21 protein-coding genes are annotated in these 25,230 nt (G+C 62.9%); 9 read left to right on the top strand and 12 right to left on the bottom strand.

The window, feature by feature from the left end:
- Nucleotides 1-2 precede the first annotated feature (2 nt).
- The 5 genes from ACZ445_RS12145 to ACZ445_RS12125 all read left to right on the top strand — a co-directional run bounded on the left by ACZ445_RS12145 (nt 3) and on the right by ACZ445_RS12125 (nt 5,331).
- Nucleotides 3-731 carry a hypothetical protein gene (locus ACZ445_RS12145; RefSeq protein ID WP_179029833.1) on the top strand — a complete coding sequence of 243 codons (729 nt, stop codon included), beginning with the start codon at nt 3-5 and terminating at the stop codon, nt 729-731.
- 147 nt (nt 732-878) lie between these two features.
- Complete coding sequence (locus ACZ445_RS12140; protein WP_464708368.1) at nt 879-1,853, top strand: ABC transporter substrate-binding protein; 975 nt, start codon at nt 879-881, stop codon at nt 1,851-1,853.
- A gap of 12 nt (nt 1,854-1,865) precedes the next feature.
- Nucleotides 1,866-3,215 carry an LLM class flavin-dependent oxidoreductase gene (locus ACZ445_RS12135; protein ID WP_179029834.1) on the top strand — a complete coding sequence of 450 codons (1,350 nt, stop codon included), beginning with the start codon at nt 1,866-1,868 and terminating at the stop codon, nt 3,213-3,215.
- Nucleotides 3,212-4,390 (top strand): acyl-CoA dehydrogenase family protein, encoded by a 1,179-nt coding sequence (locus ACZ445_RS12130; protein ID WP_179040818.1) that lies wholly within the window; start codon nt 3,212-3,214, stop codon nt 4,388-4,390. The genes ACZ445_RS12135 and ACZ445_RS12130 overlap by 4 nt, the downstream gene beginning before the upstream one ends.
- Complete coding sequence (locus ACZ445_RS12125) at nt 4,387-5,331, top strand: D-isomer specific 2-hydroxyacid dehydrogenase family protein (protein ID WP_058425549.1); 945 nt, start codon at nt 4,387-4,389, stop codon at nt 5,329-5,331. The genes ACZ445_RS12130 and ACZ445_RS12125 overlap by 4 nt, the downstream gene beginning before the upstream one ends.
- 126 nt (nt 5,332-5,457) lie before the next feature.
- Here the strand turns inward: ACZ445_RS12125 and ACZ445_RS12120 are convergent, their stop codons facing one another.
- From ACZ445_RS12120 to ACZ445_RS12100, 5 genes are all read right to left on the bottom strand, one after another.
- Nucleotides 5,458-6,219 carry an energy transducer TonB gene (locus ACZ445_RS12120; RefSeq protein ID WP_464708367.1) on the bottom strand — a complete coding sequence of 254 codons (762 nt, stop codon included), beginning with the start codon at nt 6,217-6,219 and terminating at the stop codon, nt 5,458-5,460.
- Nucleotides 6,216-6,662: a protein TolR gene (gene tolR, locus ACZ445_RS12115; RefSeq protein WP_048731426.1), complete on the bottom strand. Its 447-nt coding sequence runs from the start codon at nt 6,660-6,662 to the stop codon at nt 6,216-6,218. The genes ACZ445_RS12120 and tolR overlap by 4 nt, the downstream gene beginning before the upstream one ends.
- A 14-nt stretch (nt 6,663-6,676) precedes the next feature.
- Nucleotides 6,677-7,369: a protein TolQ gene (tolQ, locus tag ACZ445_RS12110; RefSeq protein ID WP_058425552.1), complete on the bottom strand. Its 693-nt coding sequence runs from the start codon at nt 7,367-7,369 to the stop codon at nt 6,677-6,679.
- 47 nt (nt 7,370-7,416) lie between these two features.
- Nucleotides 7,417-9,279: a phytase gene (locus tag ACZ445_RS12105; RefSeq protein WP_464708366.1), complete on the bottom strand. Its 1,863-nt coding sequence runs from the start codon at nt 9,277-9,279 to the stop codon at nt 7,417-7,419.
- A 144-nt stretch (nt 9,280-9,423) separates the two neighbouring features.
- Nucleotides 9,424-11,937, bottom strand: a complete 2,514-nt coding sequence (locus ACZ445_RS12100; RefSeq protein ID WP_464708365.1) for a TonB-dependent receptor — start codon at nt 11,935-11,937, stop codon at nt 9,424-9,426.
- Nucleotides 11,938-12,318: 381 nt separating this feature from the next.
- On the opposite strand from ACZ445_RS12100, the gene ACZ445_RS12095 reads away from it, so the two are divergent.
- Both ACZ445_RS12095 and ACZ445_RS12090 read left to right on the top strand, forming a co-directional pair.
- A complete protein-coding gene (locus ACZ445_RS12095; protein ID WP_058425555.1) occupies nt 12,319-13,233 on the top strand; it encodes a GGDEF domain-containing protein in 915 nt (304 codons plus the stop codon).
- A 1-nt stretch (nt 13,234) separates the two neighbouring features.
- Entirely contained in the window at nt 13,235-14,272 is a 1,038-nt protein-coding gene (locus ACZ445_RS12090; protein WP_310863937.1) for an AraC family transcriptional regulator, read from the top strand.
- Here ACZ445_RS12090 and ACZ445_RS12085 read toward each other — a convergent pair.
- The 5 genes from ACZ445_RS12085 to ACZ445_RS12065 form a co-directional block, all read right to left on the bottom strand.
- Complete coding sequence (locus ACZ445_RS12085) at nt 14,259-15,140, bottom strand: LysR family transcriptional regulator (RefSeq protein ID WP_058425557.1); 882 nt, start codon at nt 15,138-15,140, stop codon at nt 14,259-14,261. The genes ACZ445_RS12090 and ACZ445_RS12085 overlap by 14 nt on opposite strands.
- Nucleotides 15,141-15,248: 108 nt before the next feature.
- A complete protein-coding gene (ycaC, locus tag ACZ445_RS12080) occupies nt 15,249-15,866 on the bottom strand; it encodes an isochorismate family cysteine hydrolase YcaC (protein WP_058425558.1) in 618 nt (205 codons plus the stop codon).
- 29 nt (nt 15,867-15,895) lie between these two features.
- Complete coding sequence (locus ACZ445_RS12075; protein WP_058425559.1) at nt 15,896-17,734, bottom strand: amidohydrolase; 1,839 nt, start codon at nt 17,732-17,734, stop codon at nt 15,896-15,898.
- Nucleotides 17,731-18,321 carry an antibiotic biosynthesis monooxygenase gene (locus ACZ445_RS12070; RefSeq protein WP_464708364.1) on the bottom strand — a complete coding sequence of 197 codons (591 nt, stop codon included), beginning with the start codon at nt 18,319-18,321 and terminating at the stop codon, nt 17,731-17,733. Before ACZ445_RS12070 ends, ACZ445_RS12075 begins: the two co-directional genes overlap by 4 nt.
- An 894-nt stretch (nt 18,322-19,215) precedes the next feature.
- Entirely contained in the window at nt 19,216-19,686 is a 471-nt protein-coding gene (locus ACZ445_RS12065; RefSeq protein ID WP_179030020.1) for an Lrp/AsnC family transcriptional regulator, read from the bottom strand.
- Between the two features lie 123 nt (nt 19,687-19,809).
- On the opposite strand from ACZ445_RS12065, the gene ACZ445_RS12060 reads away from it, so the two are divergent.
- The gene (locus ACZ445_RS12060) at nt 19,810-21,045 is read left to right on the top strand and encodes a methionine gamma-lyase (RefSeq protein ID WP_179030021.1); all 1,236 of its coding nucleotides are present in this window, start codon (nt 19,810-19,812) and stop codon (nt 21,043-21,045) included.
- Between the two features lie 155 nt (nt 21,046-21,200).
- Nucleotides 21,201-21,872, top strand: a complete 672-nt coding sequence (locus tag ACZ445_RS12055; protein WP_179030022.1) for a response regulator transcription factor — start codon at nt 21,201-21,203, stop codon at nt 21,870-21,872.
- A 116-nt stretch (nt 21,873-21,988) separates the two neighbouring features.
- On the opposite strand, the gene ACZ445_RS12050 is transcribed toward ACZ445_RS12055, so the two are convergent.
- Both ACZ445_RS12050 and macA read right to left on the bottom strand, forming a co-directional pair.
- Nucleotides 21,989-23,947 (bottom strand): MacB family efflux pump subunit, encoded by a 1,959-nt coding sequence (locus ACZ445_RS12050; protein ID WP_058427272.1) that lies wholly within the window; start codon nt 23,945-23,947, stop codon nt 21,989-21,991.
- A gap of 3 nt (nt 23,948-23,950) precedes the next feature.
- A complete protein-coding gene (gene macA / locus ACZ445_RS12045) occupies nt 23,951-25,102 on the bottom strand; it encodes a macrolide transporter subunit MacA (protein ID WP_058427273.1) in 1,152 nt (383 codons plus the stop codon).
- Nucleotides 25,103-25,230 lie beyond the last annotated feature (128 nt).

The raw sequence follows: 25,230 nt of genomic DNA, 5'->3' as shown, positions 1-25,230 counted from the left end.
TTATGGCTACCGGGTCGAATCCGTTTTCTGTCCTGGGTGAGCGCGTACCCGCCGACGTTGTCCAGGCGCTGCGCCAAGAGATCGTCGAGCACTATTCCCTTGGCGCAACGCCTGCCCAACGACGGGAAGTCGCCTACACCACAGCCTGTCGCGAGCTGGTGGACATCAGCAGTCAAGCTTGGCGGCGCGGCTTGCACGACACAACCCCACTCAATCGATTACAGCATCTGGTACAGGAACGACTACGACCGGTGCTTCCCCATCTCGATGAACAGCGCTCGTTTGGCCGCCCGCAAATCGCCGTGCGCGAACCCGCAGGGCTGGCTACCTCACCTCATCTGGACGGACTTGAACAGGGCGCGTTGACGCAACACCCAGACCTGCCGACCGCGATCATAGGGGTCTACCTGGACGATGTGCTGATCCCGGACGACGCAGCACTGACTATCTGGCCCAGACAGGCGGACCAGGTCGCTCAGCTCCTGGCAAGCGGTACTGAGGGCTGCGCATTGTCAGCACACCTTGTCGCCATTAGCGATGCCTGCCTCGTGGGCGATCCGCATGCTCAAAATGTGCTTGGGCCATGCGGGTACATCTTTCTCCTCCCCGGGACCGTTCCCCACTGCAGCCTCAAGCGCATCACCGCAGGCCTGCGAATTGCCGTTTATTTTCGAGTGTATGCCACCCGAAAATCCGAACATAAAATGCATGCTAGAAATAATAAACAATAAACGTCATCAGCTTTTTCAATAATTACGATATAACCAAAAAGAACTTCACATCAGTTTTTTATAGGAATAGTGTTAACTCACTCACCGACCCCTTCTCCAGGCGGAGGTAATCGAACCCTGACTTGATCTGCCTGGAGCCTGCATCCCATGGTCATTACCCTCCCTTTCAAACGCCTGCTCCTGGGCACCGCCCTCGCCCTTGGCCTGATCGGCAGCGCCGCTGCCGCCGACCTGCAACCGCTGCGGGTGGCCAACCAGAAATCGACGATCAAGGCGCTGCTGGAAGCCTCCGGCGAAACCCGGAATGTGCCTTACACGATCCAGTGGTCGGAATTCCCATCGGCCTCGCCTCTCGGCGAAGCACTCAACGCCGGTGCCGTGGACATCGGCGCCCTCGGTGACGCGCCTTATGTATTCGCCCTGGGCGCCGGCGCGTCGCTCAAAGTGGTCAGCATCATCCACTCCGAAGGGCGCACCACCACCGCCCTGGTCGTGCCCAAGGACTCACCGATCAAGACCGTTGCCGACCTCAAGGGCAAGAAGATCGTCACCGGGCGCGGTTCCATCGGCCATTACCTGGCGATCAAGGCCCTGGCCACCGCCGGCCTGACCACCCAGGATGTGCAGTTCATTTTCCTGCTGCCCAGCGAATCGCGCCTGGTGTTGGATAACGGCACCGCCGACGCCTGGGCCACCTGGGACCCGTACACCACCGTAGTCACCTCGCAAAGCCAGGCCCGCGTGCTGATCAGCGGCAACCAACTGTTGAGCAACCACCTGTACCTCGCCGCCACCAGCCAGGCCATCGCTGACAAGCGCCCGCAGCTCGACGACTTTGTCGCACGCGTCGACCGCGCGTATGCCTGGGCCAACACCCACCCCGATGAATACGCTGCCGCCCAGGCCAGGATCACCGGCCTGCCGCTGGACGTGCATGTGACGGTGGCCAAGGACACCCGCCTGAACCCGGTTGCTATCGACGACTCAGTGATCAGCGGCCTGCAAGAGACCGCCGACACCTATCAACAGGAAGGCCTGCTACTCAAGCACATCGACGTGTCGCAGGGCTTCGACAAGAGCTTCAACGCCAAGCGTGTCCCCTTCAACCAAGCCTCACGCTAAAAGGAGCAGCACATGAGCAAGCCACGTCATTTGAAACTGGGAGCCATGGTCCATGGCGTCGGTCACGGCTGGGGCGAATGGCGCCACCCGAGCGCCCAACCGAATGCCAGCACCAGCTTCGGCTTCTACAAACAACAGACTGAATTGGCCGAAGCCGCCAAGTTCGACTTCGTGTTCATCGCCGACAGCCTGCATATCCACGCCAAATCCAGCCCGCACTACCTCAACCGTTTCGAGCCGTTGACCATCCTGTCGGCACTCGCCGCGATCACCACCCATATCGGCCTCGTCGCCACGGTGACCGTCAGCTACACCGAGCCCTACCAGGTGGCGCGCCAGTTCGCGTCCCTGGACCATATCAGCGGCGGTCGTGCCGGCTGGAACGTGGTCACCTCATGGCTCAGCGGCACCGCCGACAACTTCAGCAAGGCCGAGCACCCGCCCCACGCCGTGCGTTACCGCATCGCTAAGGAACACGTAAGCACCGTGCAGGGCCTGTGGGATTCGTGGGAAGACGACGCCTTTACCTACAACAAACAGTCCGGCGAATTTTTCGCCCCGGGCAAGCTGCATGCACTCAACCACAAGGGCGACTTCTTCTCGGTCAAAGGCCCGCTGAACATCGCGCGTTCGCGCCAGGGCCAACCGGTGATTTTCCAGGCCGGCACCTCGGAGGACGGGCGCAACTTCGCGGCGCAGAACTCGGATGCGATCTTTGTGCACGTGGACAGCATCGAGGAGGGCCTGGCGTATACCCAAGACCTGAAACGCCGCGCCAAAGGCTTTGGCCGCGACCCGCAAAACCTGTCGATCCTGCCGGGCATCCGCCCGATTGTCGGCCGCGATGAAGCTGAAGTGGAAAGCCGCTACCAGCAGGCCGTGGAGCTGGTCACCGTGGAAGACGCCATCGTCGCCCTCGGTCGCCCGTTCAATGACCACGATTTCAGCCAATACCCGCTGGACGCGCCGTTCCCGGAACTGGGGGACCTGGGGTCCAACAGCCAGAAAGGCGGCTCCGACCGCATCAAGCAACTGGCCAGGGACGAAGGCCTGACCCTGCGCGAAGTGGCCCTGCGTTTCTCGCGGCCCAAACGTGATTTTGTCGGCACCCCGGAACAGGTCGCCGATGCGATCCAGACCTGGTTCGAGCGCGGCGCCAGTGACGGTTTCATCATCAACTCGGTGCTGCCGGATGGCTTGCAGTACTTTACCGAGCTGGTGGTGCCGGTGTTGCAACAGCGCGGCCTGTTCCGCAGCGAATACAGCGGCCAGACCCTGCGCGATAACCTGGGCCTGGAGGTGCCGGTGAACCGCTACAGCGTCGCCGCCGAGGTTGAAGAGCAGCAAGAGGCGTTGGCATGAGCCCATCCTTGCAGCCCTCCTTGCGCTCCGTGGAAGTCGCCCAGTTCGACGCCCTGCTTGAACGTGTCACCACCGAGCTGGCCAGCACCGCGCAGGTCTACGACGGGAGCGGCGCTTTCCCTCACGCCAACTTCAAGTTGCTGCACGAACACGGCCTGCTCGCCCTCACCGTGCCCAAGGCACTGGGCGGCGGCGGCGCCAACCTTTCCCAGGCACGCAAGGCCATCAGTGCGATCGCCAAGGGCGAGCCGTCCACCGCGCTGATCCTGGTGATGCAGTACCTGCAACACACCCGTCTGCAAGACAGCAAGACCTGGCCCGCACACCTGCGCAGGCAAGTCGCCGAAGACGCGGTGCGCAACGGCGCGTTGATCAACGCCCTGCGCGTCGAACCCGACCTCGGCACCCCGGCCCGTGGCGGGCTGCCGGCAACCACCGCCGTGCGCACCGCCGAGGGCTGGCGCATCAGCGGGCGCAAGATCTACTCCACCGGCAGCCACGGCCTGAGCTGGTTCAGCGTGTGGGGCCGCAGTGACGACGCCGACCCGCTGGTGGGCGCCTGGCTGGTGCCCAAGGACAGCCCCGGCGTGAGCATCATCGACACCTGGGACCACCTGGGCATGCGCGCCACCTGTAGCCATGAAGTGGTGCTCGACAACGTGCTGGTGCCGCTGGACCACGCCGTCAGCGTCAGCCCGTGGAGTGCGCCGGCGCCAGAGTTGGACCCCGAGGGCTTCCTGTGGATGTCAGTGTTGTTGTCCTCGGTGTACGACGCCGTGGCCCAGGCCGCCCGGGACTGGCTGGTGAACTGGCTGGAGGAGCGCCAACCGTCCAACCTCGGTGCGGCGCTGTCGACCCTGCCACGCTTCCAGGAAACCGTTGGCCATATCGACACCCTGCTGTTTGCCAATCGCAGCCTGCTCGACGCTGCTGCCGAGGGCCACACCCCGGCCGTCAACGCCGCGCAATTGAAGTACCTGGTAACGAACAACGCGATCCGCGCCGTGGAGCTGGCCATCGAAGCCTCGGGCAACCCGGGCCTGTCGCGCCATAGCCCGCTGCAACGGCACTACCGCGACGTGTTGTGCAGCCGAGTGCATACCCCACAGAACGACGCGGTATTACAAGGTGTCGGCAAGGCCGCCTTCGCCCAACGCCACAAGGAGCGCACATGAGCCAGGTGATTATCGCCAGCCAGTTGGACGAGGATTACAACGACGTGCTCCGCCAGCGCATGGCGTCGATCCATCCCGAAGCCCAGGTGATCGGGGTGCCCGTCGGGGTGCCCAGCGACCTGCCACCCCAGGCGAATATCCTGCTGCTGCGCCCGATCAACGTGCGCGGCTACACCGCCCCGGACACCCCGCCACCCGGTTGGCCCTACGGCGTGCAATGGGTGCACCTGGTGTCGTCGGGCATCGACTTCTACCCGCAGTGGCTGTTCAACGGCCCTCCGGTGACCACCTCGCGCGGCAGCGCGGCCGACAACCTGGCCGAGTTTGCCTTGGCGGCGATCTTTGCCGCGTCCAAGCATCTGCCGGCTATATGGGTCAAGGATGCGCAGTGGAACTTCACCGCGCTACGCCCGCTCAAGGGCACCACGCTGGGCATCCTCGGGTTTGGAGCGATTGGCGAGCGCCTGGCGCACAAGGCCCTGGCCCTGGGGATCAAGGTGGTCGCGCTACGCCAAAGCCCGGTGCCGTTCAGCGCGGACGTGGAAGCCGCGAAAGACATCCACGACCTGTTCGCCCGCGCCGATCACCTGGTGGTGGCGGCGCCGCTGACCGAGGCCACGCGGCATATCATCAACCGCGACGTCCTCGGCAGCGCCAAGCCGGGGTTGCACCTGATCAACATCGCACGGGGTGGGTTGCTGGATCAGGAGGCGTTGCTGGAAGCACTGGACAATGGACAGGTTGGCTTGGCGTCGCTGGATGTGACCGAGCCGGAGCCGTTGCCGGATGGGCATGCGTTGTACACCCATCCGCGGGTTAGGCTGTCGCCGCATACCTCGGCGATTTCGACCAATAGCCGCAACGAGATTGCCGATACTTTTTTGGCGAACCTGGAGCTCTACGTGGCGGATCAAGCGCTGAATAACTTAGCTTACGTCTAACGCAAATCAAAAGGTGGGAGCGGGCTTGCTCGCGAATGCGGTGGTTCAGTCAAAGGGGTATCGACTGACACTCTGCATTCGCGAGCAAGCCCGCTCCCACATGTGATCTGTGTTGATCGGGAGAAATCATTTGATGCGGTAGTGGAACGTATTGCGCACTGCTGGCACGGGCACGGGTTTTCCATCAACAATCCGTGGCTGGTAACGGAAGGTATTCGCCGCCGCCAGTGAAGGTCGCATGAACAGCGGGTGGCAGCCGTCCAGCACCCTGGGGTTTTCCACGCGGCCCTGGGTGTTGACGGTGTACTCCACCGAACAATCGCCTTCGATGTGCTTGTCCAGGGCGCGGTCGGGGTAGTCCGGCGCCTCCTTGCTCAAGGGCTGGTACTGGCGGCTGTCGAAAGCCGGTGCCGCAGCGGGTGTCGCGGCTCGCGCTGTTTCAGCGGCCTGGCGCTGCTGGTCAGCACGCTGTTGTGCCTGCTCACGGTTGCGCTGTTCAGTGGCCTGCCGTTGCTGTTGTTGCTCTAGCTGCTTTTCCTCGACGCGCTTGCGCGCCAGGGTGGCCTGTTCGAGTTTGCGCGCCTGGATCTGCGGATCGACCGTGGGCTTCACCGGTACGGGAACCGCGACCGGCTCCGGGGGCGTGACAGCCACCGGTTCAGGTGCGGGAGCCGGCACAGGTGCAGCCGGCAGCATCACCAACTGGGTATGCATCACCCTGGGGGCTTGCACCGACGGTTTTTCCGTCGACCAGCCAAGCATCAACGCGGCCAGCACGCCCACATGCAGCGCCACCGCCAGGCTGGCGGCCAAACTGTTTCGCCAGAACCCGGAAGGCCCCCGGGAAGGCATCGTCAGCAGCGGACTGTGCATGATCATCGCCGTCATTGCGGGGCCTCGGTCACCAGCCCCAGGTTGCTCACCCCGCCCTTCTGCAACACCGCCATGGCCGCGACCACACGGCCGTAACCTGCGTTATCGTCGGCGCGGATGTACACCTGGGTGTCGCTGCGCGCCGCCACCACCTGCATGACCTTGGCGCCCATTTCGTCGAGGGTCACGGCGCTGTCGGTCTGGTGTTGAGTGTCGAGTTCACCGCCGAGGTTCCAGTAGTAGCCGCCATCGGCCTTCACCGACAGCGTGAGGATCTGCTGGCGGGTGTCGGTGGCCAGCGCCTCGGCGGCGACCTTGGGCAGCTCGATCTTCACGCCCTGGGTGAGCATCGGCGCGGTAACCATGAAGATCACCAGCAGCACCAGCATCACGTCGATATAGGGCACCACGTTCATCTCGGCCTTGGGCCCATGCTTGCGTTGCGGCCTTGTTAGCATCAGATTGCTCCTGTTCAGGCGGCCACGGCCAGGTGGCTCGACGTGCCGCGCAGCGTGCGGTGCAGGCGTACTTGCAGTTCGTTGCCGAAGGCGTAGTAACGGGTAAGCAAGGTCTGGCCGCGTGCCGCAAAGCGGTTGTAGGCGATCACCGCCGGGATGGCCGCGAACAGGCCGATGGCCGTGGCGATCAGCGCTTCGGCGATGCCCGGTGCGACCGTCGACAGCGTGGCCTGTTGCACCTGGGACAGGCCGATGAACGAATTCATGATGCCCCATACGGTGCCGAACAGGCCGATGTAGGGGCTGACCGAACCCACGGTCGCGAGGAATTGCAGGCCCTTTTCCAGCTCGATTTCCTGCTCGGTAATCGCCACCTGCAAGGCGCGTTCGACACCTTCCAGCACCGCTGGATCATGGCTGAGCAGGTGCTGGTACTCCTGGACTCCGGCGATAAAGATCGGCGCAATGCCGCCCTCGCCTGCCTGCACGGTGTCGCGGTACAGGGGTTGCAAGTCGGGCGCGGCCCGAAAGCGTTGCACAAAGCCATTCAACTGGCGCTCCAGGCGCCGCAGCACACTGCCGCGCTGGATGATCAGGTACCAGCTGAGCAAGGAGGCCAGCAGCAAGGTGATCATCACCGCCTTGACCAACAGGCTGGCGTCGCTGATCAAGCCCCAGATCGTCATATGTTCCATCGTCGCGTGCATGGTGAAGCTCCTATTCGATAAAAAAGTGATGACCGGGTGATGACGGCTCAGGGCAATTTCAGCGCGCGAGTCACCTCGGCCCACGGCACGAACTTGAAGTTCTGGGTCTGCTCGGGCATGCGCTTGCGCCCGTCCTGCACCACCAGCATGCCTTGGCTCCACGGCCCGCCGAGGTTGAGAGCGGTGACTTCCAGGCCATCGGTTTCCGAAGCCCCGTCGATCCCGGCCGCCGCATTCAGGCCGACGCGGAAGGCACCGTGGCTGGCGAACGGCGGCTCGGCATCCAGCACCAGGTAGCTGTCATTGCCCTGGCTGGAGATCACCAGGTAGTCGCGCTTGTCGCTCTGGTACAACGCCAGGCCCTCGACATCCGCATGGAGCTGCGGGCCGACCTTGATCACGCTGGTAAGCGTGGCCGGCTGGTCGGCGCGGGCATCCACTGCCCACACGCCGACGTCTTCTTCACCGATAAACAGGCGCTGGCGCTGGTCGTCGGCCACACAACCCTCGGGCTGGCTGTCGACCTTGAACTGGCGCACCAGCTCGCCCTGCACCCGACCATCCGGCGCGCTGAGGCGGTATTGCAGGACGGTGCCGTCCTTGCCGTTGGCGATCGCGTAGAGCTCGCCACTGGCGGGCTGGAACAGGCAGATGCCGTAGATCTCCTTGAGCGGCGTCGGCACTTCACCGGCTTCGCGCAGTTCGCCGCTCTGGCGGTCAATGCTGAACAGGCTAAGGCTGTTGTGATCGCGATTGCTCGCCACGGCCAGGTCGACAGTCTGCGCGCCGAGCTTGAAGTGGGGGCGTACGTCGACATTGTTGAGACGGCCCACCGCCAGCTCCTGCAACAGCTTGCCGTCAAGGTCATAGGCCAGCAGGCCCTGCTTTTTGTTGGTGCCAAGCACGCGGCTTTTTTCCGGTTGCGCGGGGTGAATCCAGATCGCCGGGTCATCCGCCGCATCGCCCTGGCGACCGACCGGATCGGTCTGGCGCACCGCAGCGACTTCCGGCAGCAGCGGCTCAGCCGTCACAGGTTTGGCTTTCCAGCTGAGCGTGCCCTGGTAAAGCTTGCCATTGTCGTCATCGCGCACCAGCAGTTGCTGGCCGTTGACGCTGAGTTGTTCCGGTTCCTTGAGGCCTGGCAGCGTCAGGCCCGGTTGCTCGACCCAGCCCTTGCCGACGTGCTGGAACAGGTGCACCTGGGCCGTCTTCGGATCGAGTGCGACCATCCCGCCCGGCACCAGCGCCATGGCGCCCGCTTCACGCTTGGGGTTGTCGAACAACGCCACCGGCGTGCGCTTGACCTCGGCTTCCGGGTGCGCCGGGTAGGCCCACCAGCCGACGTTTGCTTCATTCACCACCAGCTGTTGGGTGGTGTCATCCACCTGGCAGAACTGCGCCGACGGCGGCAACGGCAGACCGCGTACACGCTGGGGATCGCTGAGCAACGTCGAGCCGTTGCCCACCAGCCACTGCTCACCCTTGCCCTCTTCACCCACCAGGAACACAAACAGGTTGGCGGCGCCGTCGCGGAACAGGCACAGGCCGTTGACCGGGTAGTCACGGGTGGGCAGGTACAGCGGTTTGCCAAAGCTTTTGGCGGACGCGTCAAGGTTGATCAGCACGGCTTGCTGGCGGTCGTTGTCGAGGCTGGCGACCAGTACCTGGGTGCCGGCAGCGCGGGTGTCGAGGCTGCTGAAGTTGCCGTTGAAGCGGGCGAGTTCGGTGCCTTTGGCGTCGAGCAGTTGCAGGCCGTTGCGGGTACTGGCGGTGAGGCGTTCGGTGCTGCTCAGCACGGCCATGGCCTCGGCATTGAGGCTGGGAGCCCAAGGGGTCAGGACCAGGTCCGTGGCCATTGCCGGTGCACAGAGGGTCAAGGCCATTAGCAGGTACAGCTTGGAAATCTTCATGTACGGGTCAATCCGTCAAAAACAATGGAGATCCAATGTGGGAGGGGGCTTGCCCCCGATAGCAGTGTGTCAGTCAACACAGATGCCAGCTGGGCCACAGCCATCGGGGGCAAGCCCCCTCCCACATTGGAATCGAGATGTGGGTTAGAAATGGGTGAAGGTCAGGCCCAGCTTGTAGGTCGGGCCGTACTCTTCGTACTGGCCGTTGTAGCTGCGGTGGCCGGTGTAGACGAAGTACGACTCATCGGTGAGGTTCTGCGCCTCGAAGCTGACTTGCAGGTTCTTGGTCAGCGAGTAGCGTGCGCTGAAGTCGACAAAGGTCTGGGCGTCGACGTGCAGGTCGTGGGCTTTGTCATTGATCGAGGCCAGCTCGTAGAGGTAGGCCGATTTGTAGTTGGCCGACAGGCGCAGGCTGAGCGTGTCGTCTTCCCAGCCAAGCATCAGGTTGCCGACGGTGTCGGACTGGTTGGGCAGGCTGATGTTGCGCTTGCGGTTCGTGCCGCTGGCACTGTCGAAACCTTCGATGTCGGCGCTGGAGCGGCTGAACGTGCTGTTGGCACCGATCAGCAGGCCATTCCACGGTGCGGGCAGCCAGTCGAATTTCTGTGAGTAGGCCAGTTCCAGGCCGTAGAGCTTGGCGCTGTCGCCGTTGGCGTAGGTGTGGGCCTCGGCGAAGTTGGTCCAGGCGCCGGTGCCGGCCAGGTCGGTGTTGTAGACGAAATTCTTGATGTCCTTGTAGAACACGAACGCCGAGACGGTGCCGGCGCGGCCCATGAAGTGTTCGATGCCCAGGTCCAGGTTGCTCGACTCCAGGGGCTTGAGGTCCGGGTTGCCGAAGGTGGCTTCGTCATCGTCGATCACGAAGCCCGGCGCCAACTGGCCAAAGGTCGGGCGCACCACGGACTTGGTCCAGGCCGCGCGCACCTGGGTGTTCTTGTCGATCTGGTAGCGCGCATGCAGGCCCGGCAGCCAATGGTGATAGCGACGCTGGGTGTCGGTCGGGGTGAACACGCCATCGGTGGCGCCGGTGCCCTTGGCTTCGAACTCGGTGCCTTCGTAACGCAGCCCGGCGATAAAGCGCCAGTCGTCGATATCGACGGTGTTCATCAGGTAGCCGGCGTTGATGTCTTCGCGAATGGTGAAGTCGTTGACCCGCGATTCAGTCTCGTCATAGAAGTCCGCCGGGTTGAGGCTGCCGATCAGCTGCTTGATCGCGCTGGGGCTGATGCCGGGGCCGTAATTGCCCAGGCGGTAGTCGACGTTGCCCTTCTGGAACTGGCTGAGGTTGAGCTGATCGGCAGTAAAACCAAGGGTGTCGAAATCTTTGTAGACCCAGGCTTCCAGGTCGTTGTCCTTGTTGCGGCGGCTGACCTTGCCGCCGAATTTGACCTGGGACGCATAGCCGCTCAGGTCGTAGTCGCGGGCCAGGTCCAGGCGCAGGTTTTTCTCGGTGTCCTTAGTGTTCTGTTTTTCCCAGTCGACTTTGTCGAGGCTGAAGTTGCGCGCGTCGTAGAAGCCGCTGCCGATGATCGGGCGGGGCTTGTCCTTGTCATAGAAGCCGCTGTTGGCAAAGTCGCCGCCGTCGAAGGTGGCGCCGGCGATGTGCGCCGGGCTGTCTTCGCTGGATTGGCTGTAGCCGGCCTGGCCGCTCAGGGTCCACAGACCGAGCATGCGTTCGCCGCCAAATACGTAGGACTGGATTTCCTGGGTCTCTTCGCGGTTCTTCAGCTTGCGCTTGCCCTCGGCATCGCCCAGTTGGCCAGGGGCCTGCGGGTCGGCGAATTCGAGGCTCGTGGAGTTGCGGGTTTCGGTGTCTTTGTAGCGGCTGTAGAGGGTGCGCAGGTAGTAGCTGCTGAGGTCATCGGGCTTGTAGTCGAAGTTCAGGCCGCCACCGGCACGTTCGCGGCTGATGTCGTAGTCGCGCTGCTCGAACTCGTTGAGTCGGGCGCCGTCGGTGAAGTCCCAGGCGCCGCCGGTCTCGACGTTGTCCGAGCCGAAGTCGCGCTTCTGCCAGCTCAGTGCGGCGGCCACACCAAAATTGTCGATGCCGTCGCCAAGACTGAAACGGTTACTGGCCGCACCGGAGAATTTCGGGCTGGTCTGGTGGGTTTTCTTGTCGTAACTGGCCTCGCTGCTGCCGGTGTAGAACAGGCCCTTGTGGTCGAAGGCCGACAGGCTCTGCACATCCACCGTGCCGCCGAGGGAGTTGGCGTCCATGTCCGGGGTGAGGGTCTTGATCACCGACAGCGACTGCACCAGCTCCGCGGGCAGCACGTCGAGGGCCACCGCGCGGCGCGCGCTTTCCGGAGCGGGCACCAGGGTGCCGTTGATGGTCACGCTGTTGAGGTCCGGGCCCAGGCCACGCACGCTGACGAAGCGCCCTTCGCCCTGGTCGCGCTCCACGCTGATGCCCGGCAGGCGCTGCGCCGCTTCGGCAACGTTTTCATCCGGCAACTGGGCCACCCCGTCGGCATGTACCACGCTCTTGATGCTGTCGGAATTGCGTTGTTCCTTGAGCGCCTGGTCGATGGCCGCCGCCTGGCCGACCACTTCGACGTGCTCGGTGTTGGCCCCTTCGGCCGCGTTGAGCCGCTCGCTGGCAATCGCCAGGGCCAAGGCAGTAAGCGTGAAGCTGACGAGCCCGGTGCGCTTGTACATGCAATCCTCCCCAAGAGTCCGTTGGCGCCAGGCAAGAGGCCCGGCAACTGGGAGGGCACGCTAGGGGTGGGGGATGACGGTTCTGTGACAGGGTATGGCGGGAAGGCCCGTAAACCGGGGGTTTTGCCGGGTTCTCTGCTTGGAATGAGCTGATATGACCCATGGAGATCAACTGTGGGAGGGGGCTTGCCCCCGATAGCAGTGGATCAGCCCCCTGATTTTTCAATGACCCACCGCTATCGGGGGCAAGCCCCCTCCCACATTCCTTGACCTTTGTTGTCGGTGAGATGAGCTGATTCGACCCTCCCCCACCGTCACGCAACCGTCACATGCATCTGCTGTGCTGGCGCCCATCGCTTATTTGCCCAAGGACTCGCGGCCATGTTTTCCGTGCTCAAACCCCACCGCTGGAAACTCTCCCTGCTGCTGATCGCGGCCAACCTCGGGCTGATCCTGCACCTGGCCTGCGGCGAGTTGAAAAGCGTCAGCGAATGGGTGTGGCTGGATATTTTCGGCGAAGGCGGTTCCGCCCTGCTCGCCCTGGTCTGGCTGGGGCTGGTGCTGAAAAGCCGACCCGCCGGGCGCGTGACCAACTACCTGGCGCTGGGGCTGTCATGCATTTTCTTCTCGTGGTGGATCGACAGCCTCGACGAATTCATCCGCCTGCCCGACAGCATCACCTGGGACCACTGGCTGGAGTCCGGGCCGATGCCGGTGGGCATGATCCTGCTGACCATTGGTATCTACCACTGGCACCGCGAACAACTGGCGATCAGCGCACAGATGGAGAAACGCGAGCGACTGTTCCGCGAGCATCGGCTGTTCGACAAACTCACGCCCCTGGCCGGCGCCGACTACCTCAAGCGCCAGTTGGCAGAGAGCCTGCAAGACAGCCAGACCCAGCAGCAACCGCTGTCCCTGCTGGTCCTGGACCTGGACAACTTCGCCGCCATCAACCAGGCCTACGGGCATGCCGAGGGCGATGCGGTGTTGCAGGCCCTCAGCCATTTGCTGTTGCTCAACCTGCGCCGCCAGGACCTGCTGTGCCGCCTGGCCGGCGACCGTTTTGTGGTGCTGCTGCCCAACACCGGTGAGCGCCAGGCCAAGGAACTGGCGCTGGAGTTGCAGCAGGCGGTGCGCGGCCTCGCGCACAAGACCCGGCTGCACGGTGAGCGCCTGCAACTGGCAGCGACCACTGCGGTGGTCATGGCCCTGGACGAGCCGTCCCAGGACTTGCTCAAGCGCCTCAACCTGGCCCTGGCCAGGGCCAAGCAACCCCTGGCGAAAAGCGCCTGAGATGGCCGTGAAAACCAACGGGTACGAAGCCGACAGCCGCTTCATACCGGGGCACTACCAACCCGCCACGCTGATCGACCTGGCCTTGTCCCGGGACATCGACAGCCATCGCCTGCTGCGCGGCACCGGGCTGTTTCACGAGGACATCCTGGCCGGCACGGCGCGCTTGAGCCCGCAGCAGTTTTTCGGCTTGATCGGCAACAGTCGCAAACTGCTCGACGCCGACGACAGCAGTTTTCTGTTCGGCCAGCGGCTATTGCCCGGTTATTACGGCGCGGCCAGCCATGCCTTGGGGCATGCGCAGAACCTGCACCAGGCCCTGGAGATCCTGATCCAACAACAGGTGCTGCTCAGCCCGCTGGTCACGCTGCAACTGGAGTTGGATGCGCATCACGCCTACCTGTACTGGCGAGACAGTTGCGGCGCCGGCGAGCACTGGCGGTTTTTGCTGGAGGCCAGCATGACCTCGCTGGTTGCCATGAGCCAGTGGCTCAGTGGCGAGCGCCTGCCGTGGGTGTGCTGTTTCAGTCATGCCGAACCGCGCTACATCGAGCAGTATTGGGTGCACCTGGGCGAAGAGACGCGCTTCGAACGGCCGCTGGATATGCTGAGCATCCCCCGCGAATACCTCACCCGCGCCTGGCCGGGCGCCTCGGCCACCGCCGGCCAGGTCGCACGCCAGCAGGCCCGCGAACAGATCGAACAGCTGGGCTTTGCCAGCAGCTTTCTCGACTGCCTCTACGACTACCTGCACGAACAGGTGCGCCAACCGCCCAGCCTGGAACAGGCCGCGCTGGCCTTCGCCATGAGCCCGGCGACCCTCAAGCGCAAATTGCACAAGCATGACACCGGCTTTCAGCAGCAGGTGGACCGCGTGCGCAAGCAGGTGGCGCTGCACCTGTATCAGGTCAAGGGCTATAGCAATGATGAAGTGGCGGCGTACCTGAACTTCAACGATGCGGCGAACTTCCGCCGCTCATTCAAGCGCTGGACCGGCAGTACGCCCAACCTGATCCGCCAGTTGTTCAACAGCCGCTAGCCAGGCGTTCGCGCAGGAATTCCACCAGCGCCTGCACCGGTCGCGAACTCTGCCGGTGCTGGGGGTACACCGCCGACAGCGTCAGGTCTTCGGGGGCGAATTCGTCCAGCACCGTGACCAGGCGACCGTCCTTCAACGCCTCGCCGACGATAAAGGTCGGCAGGTAGGTCACGCCCAGGCCGGCGATGGCGGTATCACGCAGCAAGTCACCGTTGTTCACCCGCATGCGCCCGCTCACGCTCAGCGCCTGCAACTTGCCCTTGAAGCGCCACTGCACCTGGCGGCCATGGCCGTAGGGCAAGCAGTCGTGGTCGGCAAGGTCATCGGGTTTTTGCGGTGTACCGCGCAAGGCCAGGTAGTCTGGGCTGGCGCAGTACACCCGGGGAATGCTGGCGATACGGCGGGCGATCAGGGTGGAATCTTCCAGGGTGCCGATACGCAGCACCAGGTCATAACCTTCGCCGATCAGGTCGACGGGGCGGTCGCTCAAGTCGACCTCCACCGCCACCTGGGGATGGCGCTGCAGGAACAGTGGTAACAGGCAGCCCAGATGGGCCATGGCAAACGACAACGGCGCGCTGAGGCGAATGGTGCCGCGCGGTTCGCTGTTCTGGCCGGCGATGCCCTGCTCCACTTGCTCGACTTCACTGAGCAGGCGCAAGGCGGATTCGTAGTAACTCTGGCCGAGTGGCGTGACATCCAGGCGGCGGGTGGAGCGGTTGAGCAGGCGCACGCCGAGGCGATCTTCCAGCTGGATCAGGCGGCGGCTGACGAATTGCTTGGACAGGCCCAACTGTTCGGCGGCGGCGGTGAAGCTGCCGGATTCCATGACTTGGCAGAACAGGCGCATGTCTTCGAAGGGGTTCATTGTCGCTTCTCGGTGGACATTTCTCGGATTTATAGCCTGTTAGTGGACACACCACAAAACAAATTGTGGGAGGGGGCTTGCCCCCTCCCACATTGATGACCGACAGGGTTACTTGGCAGTAAACGCCGAGTAGCTGTTCATCAGGTTGCGGTAGTTGGGGATGCGCGGCGACAGCAGGTTGGCCAGGCCTTCCATGTCGTTGCGCCAGTCGCGCTGCAGCTCGCAGGCCACGGCGAACCAGTTCACCAGCTGTGCACCGGCGGCGGTCATGCGCGCCCAGGCGGCTTGTTGTACGGTTTCGTTGAAGGTGCCGGAGGCGTCGGTGACCACGAACACTTCAAAGCCTTCTTCCAGCGCGCACAGGGTCGGGAATGCGACGCACACATCCGTCACCACACCGGCAATGATGATCTGCTTGCGGCCGGTGGCCTTGACGGCCTTGACGAAATCTTCGTTGTCCCAGGCGTTGATCTGGCCAGGGCGGGCGATGTACGGCGCGTCCGGGAACAGGGCTTTGAGCTCTGGCACCAGCGGGCCGTTGGGACCACTTTCGAAGCTGGTGGTGAGGATGGTCGGCAGGTTGAAGAACTTGGCGACGTCAGCCAGGGCCAACACGTTGTTCTTGAATTCGTTGGGGGAGAAATCCTGCACCAGGGAAATCAGGCCAGTCTGGTGATCCACCAACAGTACAACGGCGTCATCTTTGTTCAAACGAGGGCTAGCCATGGTTCAACTCCTTACGGGGGTATGGGTAATCAAAATGCAAAACACGAGCAGCCAAACGCACCCCAGAAACCCTGGAAGTCGCTGACCGGTACGCTGGAATGGCGGGCTTTTTCGTGGCTGTGGGCATGTACGCCGCACGGGCCGCTGCACTGGTGCACCTGGGCCTGTAACGGCGAGCCTGGGCGCCAGTGCCCTGGCACCTTGACCACCGGCGACCAATCCGGCAGTACCGGCACGCGCGGGGGGGCGAAGTCTTCGAAGTCACCGGCACCGTAGACCACCTTGCCGCCGACCACAGTGAGTACCGACTCGATCCACTTGATGGCTTCTTCATCGACACTGAAGAAGTCCGCCGAGAGTGCCGCCACGTCCGCCAGTTGCCCGACCTTGATCTGGCCCTTCTTGCCCTGCTCGGACGAGAACCAGGCGCTGCCATGGGTGAACAGTTCCAGCGCGGTCAGGCGCGGCAGGCCTTCGGCATGCAACTCCAGGCCGCCGACGGTACGGCCGCTGACCATCCAGTACAGCGAGGTCCACGGGTTGTAGCTCGACACCCGCGTCGCATCGGTGCCCGCGCCGACCGGCACGCCTTCGGCGAGCATGCGCTTGATCGGCGGTGTGGCTTCGGCGGCCTTGGCGCCGTAGCGCTCGACAAAATATTCGCCCTGGAACGCCATGCGGTCCTGTATCGCGATACCGCCACCGAGGGCACGTACACGCTCGATGTTCTGCGGGGTGATGGTTTCGGCGTGGTCGAAAAACCACGGCAGGCCGTTGAACGGGATGTCACGGTTGACCTTCTCGAACACGTCGAGCATGCGCGAGATGGACTCGTTATAGGTGGCGTGCAAACGGAACGGCCAGCGCTGTTCAACCAAGTGGCGCACCACCGGTTCCAGCTCCTGCTCCATGGTCAACGGCAGGTCGGGACGCGGTTCCAGGAAGTCTTCGAAGTCGGCGGCCGAGAACACCAGCATCTCGCCAGCGCCGTTGTGGCGCAGGTAATCATCGCCCTGGTGCAGGGTGACGCTGCCGGTCCAGTTCTTGAAGTCGCTGAGTTCTTCCTTGGGCTTCTGGGTGAACAGGTTGTAGGCGATGCGCACCGTCAGCTGTTGGTCCTTGGCCAACTGCTCGATCACCGCATAGTCATCGGGGTAGTTCTGGAAGCCGCCGCCGGCGTCGATGGCACTGGTGAGGCCCAGGCGGTTGAGTTCACGCATGAACTGGCGGGTCGAGTTGACCTGGTACTCCAACGGCAGTTTCGGGCCTTTGGCCAGGGTCGAATACAGAATCATCGCGTTCGGCCGCGCCACCAGCATGCCGGTGGGGTTGCCGTTGCTGTCCCGCACAATCTCGCCCCCCGGCGGGTTCGGCGTGTCCTTGGTGTAGCCGGCCACACGCAGCGCTGCGCGGTTGAGCAAGGCGCGGTCGTACAGGTGCAGCACGAACACCGGGGTATCCGGCGCGGCCTGGTTGAGTTCTTCCAGAGTCGGCATGCGTTTTTCGGCGAACTGGAATTCGTTCCAGCCCCCTACCACGCGCACCCATTGTGGCGTCGGGGTGCGGTCGGCCTGGTCCTTGAGCATGCGCAGGGCATCGGCCAGGGACGGCACGCCCTCCCAGCGCAGTTCGAGGTTGTAGTTCAAGCCGCCCCGGATCAGGTGCAGGTGCGAGTCGTTGAGGCCGGGGATGACGGTGCGGCCCTTGAGGTCAATGACCTGGGTGCCACTGCCGCGCAGGGCCATGGCTTCACCGTCGGTACCCACGGCGACAAACCGCCCCTCGCGGATGGCGACGGCCGTGGCGCGCGGGTTTTCACGGTCCACGGTGTGGAACTGGCCATTGAACAGAATCAGGTCGGCGTTCATAGGGTTTCCTTTACAGAGGCTTCGAGCCAGGGAGCGAACAGGCGGGTGGCCGCCGGCATCAGCAGGTAGACCACCAGCACGACGATGGTCACGGTTACCAGAAACGTGGCGACCACGTAGTTGGAGAGAAACGGGTGCAGGCGCAGCACCGGGCCCCACACGATCGGCACCAGCAGGGTCAGCGGCAGGATCACGCACAGGGTGACTACCGCCTGCTTCCAGCGCGGCGGCTTGGCGGCATTCGGGGTTTCGGGGTTGAACCAGAATTCGTTGACCGCACCGATTTCGGTGTTGTCGCCGTCGGCGAGCATGGGCGCGGCTTCGGCGATCAGGGTTTTGCGCTCGGGGGAGTCGAGCCAGGTTTGCAGGTCATCGGTGGAACGGTAGCGCAACACACAGGTAAACAGCGCCAAATTGCCCTGTTTGCCGCGTACCACGTCGACACCGAGGTGGCCAGGGCGGTCGCCGGCGATGCGGACGATGCGGCGCAGCCAGGCTTCGTAGTCAGCCTCCAGGCCGTGTTTGATGAGGTGTTTGACCACCAGGGTGACGACTTCGTCGGGGCCTGGTTTTGTGGTTGGGTCCATGGGTGTCCCTCTGCCTTGAAGATTCAGCGATGAGGGAGTTTGAGGGGGGATGGGGTGGGGAAAATTGGATGTACGTGCTGTTTGGGGGGGTGGGTTGGGTTGGACTGGGGACATATCCGTTATTTAGGTAACGGCTACTTAGGGTTCCGCTCTTACAGCGGCTCACTTTTGAAAAGCGCAAAAGTAAGCAAAACGCTCTTGCCCCAACACTCGGCACCTCGCCTAGGCGCGGTGTGCCCGTAATTCGACAGTGATTTGGGGGGCCGCCGCCACGCGCCATCCATGGCGCGGGGCGGCTAAACCGGCATCCCTGCCGGTTTACCCCCCAAATCCCTGCCGAATTCCGGCCAGCGTGTTTGACGGGGCGCCTAAGATCAAAATCAAAAGCAGATCAAAAGCCAGAGCCAGAGCCAGAGCCAGAGCCAGAGCCAGAGCCAGAACAAACCACCCTTCACTGATACATGAAGATCAAACTGTGGGAGGGGGCTTGCCCCCGATGGCGGTGTGTCAGCCAACTCATCAGTGACTGACCCACTGCCATCGGGGGCAAGCCCCCTCCCACACTTTGACCGAGTACCGGCCATACAATCCGGTCGGCTCTAAGGCCGCCGCGCTCTTGCTTTTGATCTTGGGCGCCCCGTCAAACACGCTGGCCGAACGCAGGCTTGAATCCGTGGGTAACCCGGCAGGACGCCGGGTTACCCACGGATTCAAGCCGGAATGAGGGCACACCGAGCCTAGGCGTGGTGCCGAGTGTTGGGGCGACGGCCTTTTGCTTACTTTTGGCTGGGCCGGCATTCCGGCCTTTCCAAAAGTGAGCCGCCGTAAGGGCGGAACCATAAGCCGCCGTTACCGCAGCAACGGATATGTACACAACACGACACCACCACCCAATCACCCCGGCAAGGGAATCACCCGCAACCCCCTCACCGACTTATAGGAAAAACTCGAATAAATCTCCTTGACGCAAGGCAACGTCTGCAACACCTCCCGCGCAAACTCCCCAAACGACTCCAGATCCCTCGCCACCACTTCCAACAAAAAATCATACCGCCCCGACACGTTATGACACGCCACAATCTCGGGAATCTCCAACAGCCGCTGCTCGAATGCCCGGGCAATGTCCTGGGTGTGACTCTCCATCATGATGCTGACAAACGCCGTCACCCCATACCCCAGCGCCTTGGGCGAGAGAATCGCCTGGTACCCACTGATCACCCCGCTCTCCTCCAGGTTGCGCACCCGGCGCCAACACGGGGAGGTCGTCAGGGAAACGCGGTCGGCCAATTCAGCCACGGTGAGCCGAGCATTACCTTGCAATGCGTTTAAAAGCGCTTTATCGGTGCGATCCAGACTGACAGGCATAACGTGCCTCTATTCGTTATTTTTATGAGGTTTTCATCCCAGGACGCGGGAATCAGCAGCAAATATTGCAAAATTCATCTGTGGTTATGAGCATAGCATTGTAGGAAATAAGGAGCGTCCGACATGAACAATAAACACAATGCATTCGGCTTTTCCACCCGCGCCATCCACCACGGCTACGACCCCAAGGACCACCACGGCGCGCTCGTCCCGCCGATTTATCTGTCTGCCACCTTTGCCTTCCCCACCGCCGAATATGGCGCCGCCTGTTTTGCCGGCGAAGCCAGCGGCCACTTCTATACGCGTATTTCCAACCCGACCCTGGCACTGCTGGAGTCACGCATGGCGACCCTGGAAAACGGTGAGGCGGCGGTGGCGTTCAGTTCCGGCATGGGGGCGATTGCCGCGACGTTCTGGACCCTTCTGCGCCCCGGCGACGAGGTGATCGTCAGCCAGACGCTGTACGGTTGCACCTTCGCCCTGTTGCACCACGGCATCGGCGAGTTCGGCATCAAGGTGCGGCATGTCGACCTCACTGACCTGGCCGCGCTGCAAGCCGCGCTCAGCCCCGCGACCCGCATGATCTACTGCGAAACCCCGGCCAACCCCAACCTGCAACTGGTGGATATCGCCGCCGTCGCCGCCCTCGCCCACCAGCAGCCCAACGTCACCGTGGTGGTCGACAACACCTACTGCACGCCCTACCTGCAACGCCCCCTCGATTTGGGTGCCGATGTGGTGGTGCATTCGGCCACCAAGTACCTCAGCGGCCATGGCGATATCACCGCGGGTATTGCCGTGAGCAGCCAGGCGCTGGCCCAGCGTATTCGCCTGCAAGGCCTCAAGGACCTGACCGGCGCCGTCATGTCGCCCCAGGATGCCTCGCTGTTGATGCGCGGCCTCAAGACCCTGGCCCTGCGCATGGATCGCCATTGCAGCAACGCCCAGGCCGTGGCCGAAGCCTTGCAGGCACACTCAGCCGTAGAGCGCGTGACTTACCCGGGGCTGCGTTCTTTCCCACAATACGAACTGGCGACACGGCAGATGAAAATGCCCGGCGGCATGATCGCCTTCGAACTCAAGGGCGGGATCGAAACCGGCCGGCGCTTCATGAATGCCCTCAAGCTGTTCACCCGTGCCGTCAGCCTGGGCGACGCCGAGTCACTGGCCCAGCACCCGGCAAGCATGACCCACTCCACCTACACCCCGGAGCAACGCGCCCAGCACGGTATCAGCGAAGGGCTGGTGCGGTTGTCGGTGGGCCTCGAGGACGTCGCCGATCTGTTGGCCGATGTGCAGCAGGCACTGGCCAAATGCACGCGCACGCCGCAACACAAGTCCAAACTCGTGAGTGTCTAATCCAATTTTTTTAGATTGGATCCCCTTCCCGCCGCCAGGCTGTACTAGCATAGGTTCCGGCGGGAAGGACTATCACCGCAGGTTATTCGCATTGGCATGCCTCTTAACCCCCGTCGCTATAAGGCCGAATACCTGCACGCCTCATGGACGAATTGATGAACTCACAGCTGTTTCCCCATATTGGCAAGGTCATCGCCAGCACCGGCAGCCGCCATTTTCCGCGCATGCTGCATGACCTGATCCTCACCCAACTGGCCGTGGACGCCACCCATATCAGGCAATTGCAGCTGAGTGCCGAAGGGCAGGTCCGCCGCAAGATCAGCCCGGTCTACACCGACTCGGTAGAAGCCTTGGGCGAAGAGCAACCTGCGGCACAATTGCACCTCACCCGCCGCCGCGACGACGTGCGCTATGTGTTATCGGTGTATCGCTCACACCAGTCCGAAAATTTCTCGCCGCAGGAGCGCAGCATGCTGCAGGACTTCTCCACCCTGCTGCTGCCCATGGTCGAAAAACACATCGCCGCGATCCAGCCGTGCCGTCAGGACAGCGAACCGGTGCCCCCGGAAAACCAGGGCCTCGAAACCTTGCGCCGGCGCATCGAGGAACGCCTGGTGCAATCGGGGCTGACCCTTTCCAACCGGGAACTCGAAGTGTGCGTCGGGCTGCTGGCCGGGCGCACGGCACCGGAGTTGGCGGAGCAATTGGCGTTGAAGGTCAACACCATCGAGAGTTACCTGAAACGCGCGGCGATCAAGTTGGGGATCAGCGGGCGGCATTCGTTGTTGCGGTGGATGTATGCCACCGAGGAAAGTACGGGGCTTTAAGCTCACACCGAACAAAATGTGGGAGGGGGCTTGCCCCCGATGGCGGTGGGTCAGCAACCGAAATTGTGGCTGATACACAGCAATCGGGGGCAAGCCCCCTGCCACATTCGGCCCTATCAGTCCCTTGCCAAGGCCTCGATCGGGTCCAGCCGCGCCGCATTCCGCGCCGGCACAAAGCCGAACACGATGCCGATCAATGTCGAACAGGCAAATGCGGTGATGACCGAGCCCAGGGAAAACACCATCTCCCATTCCTTCACAAACAACGAAAACAGAAAGCCCAGGGCATAAGACAGCGAGATCCCGATCAGCCCGCCGATCAAACACACCATCACCGCCTCCACCAGGAACTGCTGGCGAATGTCCGATTGCCGGGCGCCCACCGCCATGCGAATACCGATCTCACGGGTGCGCTCGGTCACCGACACCAGCATGATGTTCATCACCCCGATACCGCCCACCAGCAGCGAAATCACTGCGATCAACGACAGCAACAGCGCCAGTGAACGACTGGTTTTCTGCACCGTCTGCATGATGCTGTCGAGGTTGTTGGTGAAGAAATCCTTGGTGCCGTGGCGTTGCAGCATCAGCTTGTTGACGTTGTCTTCGACCACCTTGCTCGGCTGGCCGTCCTTGATACGCACAGTAATGCTGTCCAGATGGCGTTGCCCCAACAGGCGCCCCGCCGCCGTTTCATACGGCACCCACACGTTCAGCGCCTTGCTGGCGGCGAACATGTTTTTATTGTCGGCCGTCACCCCGATCACCGTGCACGGCAGGTTACCCACCAGGATCACCTGGCCCAGCGGGTCGACGTTCGGCCCGAACAGACGATGGCGGGTGTTGTGATCGATCACCACCACCTGGGCCTGACGGCGTGCATCGCTTTCGCTGAAGGCGATACCCGCCTCGAGCTTGAGGCCCTTGACCTTGAAATAGCGGTCACTCACACCGTTGACCTGCGCATCCAGGTCGATATTGCCAAAGCGCAGCAACAGGTTGCGCCCCACCACCGGCGTGGCGCTGTCGACGTAATACAGCTGGTTCAAGGCGTCGACATCCGAAGGCATCAAGGTCTCGATGGCCGAGGCGCGGCTGTCGCCGAAGCTGGTTCCGGAGAAGATATCGATGGTGTTGCTGCCGATGGCCTGGATGTCCTTGAGCACATAACGCTTGGCGCCTTCGCCGATGGCCGAAATCGACACCACCGAGGTGATGCCGATGACGATACCGAGCATGGTCAGCAAGGTGCGCATGCGATGGGACACCAGCGCGACCCAGGCCATGTTGAACGCTTCCTTGAACAACCCCAGGCTCGCCACCAGACGCCGCGCGCCGCTGCGCTTGGGCTCGATGGGCGTTTCGCCGGGCAGCTCCAGGCCGACACTGTCGTTGGACTTGTCGCTGACAATCTCGCCATCGCACACCTCGACAATACGCTGGGCGTTCGCCGCGACCTTGGGGTCGTGCGTCACGATGATCACCGTATGCCCCGCAGCGTGCAGCTCGGCGAGGATACGCATGACCTCCTTGCCGCTGTGGGTGTCGAGGGCGCCGGTGGGTTCGTCGGCGAGGATCACTTCACCGCCGTTCATCAACGCCCGGGCAATACTTACCCGCTGCTGCTGCCCGCCCGACAGCTGGCTGGGACGGTGGCTGGTGTGGCCGGCCAAGCCCAGGCGCGCGAGCAGCTCCCGCGCGCGGCTATGGCGCGTGGTCTCCGGTGTGCCGGCATAGATCGCCGGCATCTCCACGTTGTGCAAGGCGCTCAAGTGCGCCAGCAAGTGGTAGCGCTGGAAGATAAAGCCGAAGTAATCGCGGCGCAGCTCGGCCAATTGCTCGTCGCCCAATGAGCGGGTCTCAATGCCATTGATCTTGTAGCTGCCGGCCGTGGCGTAATCCAGGCCGCCGAGGATGTTCATCAGGGTCGATTTACCCGAGCCAGAGGCGCCGATGATCGCGACCATTTCCCCAGCGTGAATCGTCAGGTCGATGCCCTTGAGCGCAATGAACTCACGCTCGCCGGCCATGAAACTGCGGGTGATGCCCTTGAGTTCCAACAGTGGCTGGGTCATCCGTCAGTTCCCCGCCATAGCCGGCGTGGCATCGCCGATCACCACTTTGTCACCTTCGGCCAGGCCTTCGAGGATCTGCACCTTGACGTTGTTGTTGATCCCGGTCTTCACGTCCCGCGACACCGCCTTGCCCTTGGCATCCAGCACCCGCAGCGGGTAGCTGCCGTCGTTGTTGCGCGCACCGAGCGCCGCCACCGGCACCATCAACGCGGCCTGGGCGGTATCGAGCACGATACGCACCTGGGCGGTCATGGCGATACGCAGGCGGTGATCGGGGTTGGGCACGTCGAACAACGCGTTATAGAACACCGCGGTGTTCTGCTTCGGCGTGCCGGCGGTCTGGGTTTCCAGGAAGTTCTGCGGCGCCGGCTCGGTGCCGCGCAGTTTTGCGTAGTAGCGTTTGTCAGCTTCACCGAGGATGGTGAAGTACACCTGCTGGCCGGGGCTGATGTGAATCACATCCGCCTCGGAGACCTGGGCCTTGACGGTCATGGTGTCCAGGTCCGCGAGTTTGAGCAGCACTGGCGCCAGTTGGCTGGCAATCACGGTCTGGCCTTCCTGGGTGACGATGCCCACCACATCGCCGTCGATGGGCGCGACGATGCGGGTGTAGGCCAGGTTGACCTTGGCGGTGTCGATCTGGATGTGGGCGCTTTTGATCTGCGCATCCAGGGAGAGCAGGTTGGCCTGTTGCACCTGGAAGTTGGACTCGGCGTCTTCGAAATCCTGGCGGGAGACCGACTCGTCGATCTGCAGGCCTTTGTAGCGCTCGTACACGGACTTGGCCTGCCTGAGCTGGGCCGCCGTGGCGCGGCGTTGGGCCTGGAGGTTTTCTTCGTCGACCTGGGCTTTGCGCAGGGTGTTTTGCAGGACCAGTGGGTCGATTTCGGCGAGCCATTGACCCTTTTTGACCTTGTCGCCGACTTTGACCTTGAGGGACTTCAATTGGCCGGAGACCTGGGCGCCTACGTCGACCTGTTTGATGCCTTCGAGCAGGCCGGTGGCCAGGACGGCGTTTTCGATGTCACCGCGTTCGGCGGTGGCGGTGAGGTATTGGGGGGCGTCGGCGGGGGCCTGGACTGTGTAGATGATCAGGCCGATGGCGACTGTGATGACTGTGAGCATTCCTAGTTTGCGTAACTTTGACTTTTCCATGGGTGGCCTTTGATCGAGTACATATCCGTTATTTAGGTAACGGCCGCTTAGGGTTCCGCCCTTACGGCGGCTCACTTTTGAAAAGCGCAAAAGTAAGCAAAACGCTCTTGCCCCAACACTCGGGCTCG

This window comes from Pseudomonas allii (genome assembly GCF_055380095.1).
Note: the sequence above shows the minus strand (reverse complement) of the source record. Positions and strands in the feature narration are given on the sequence as shown.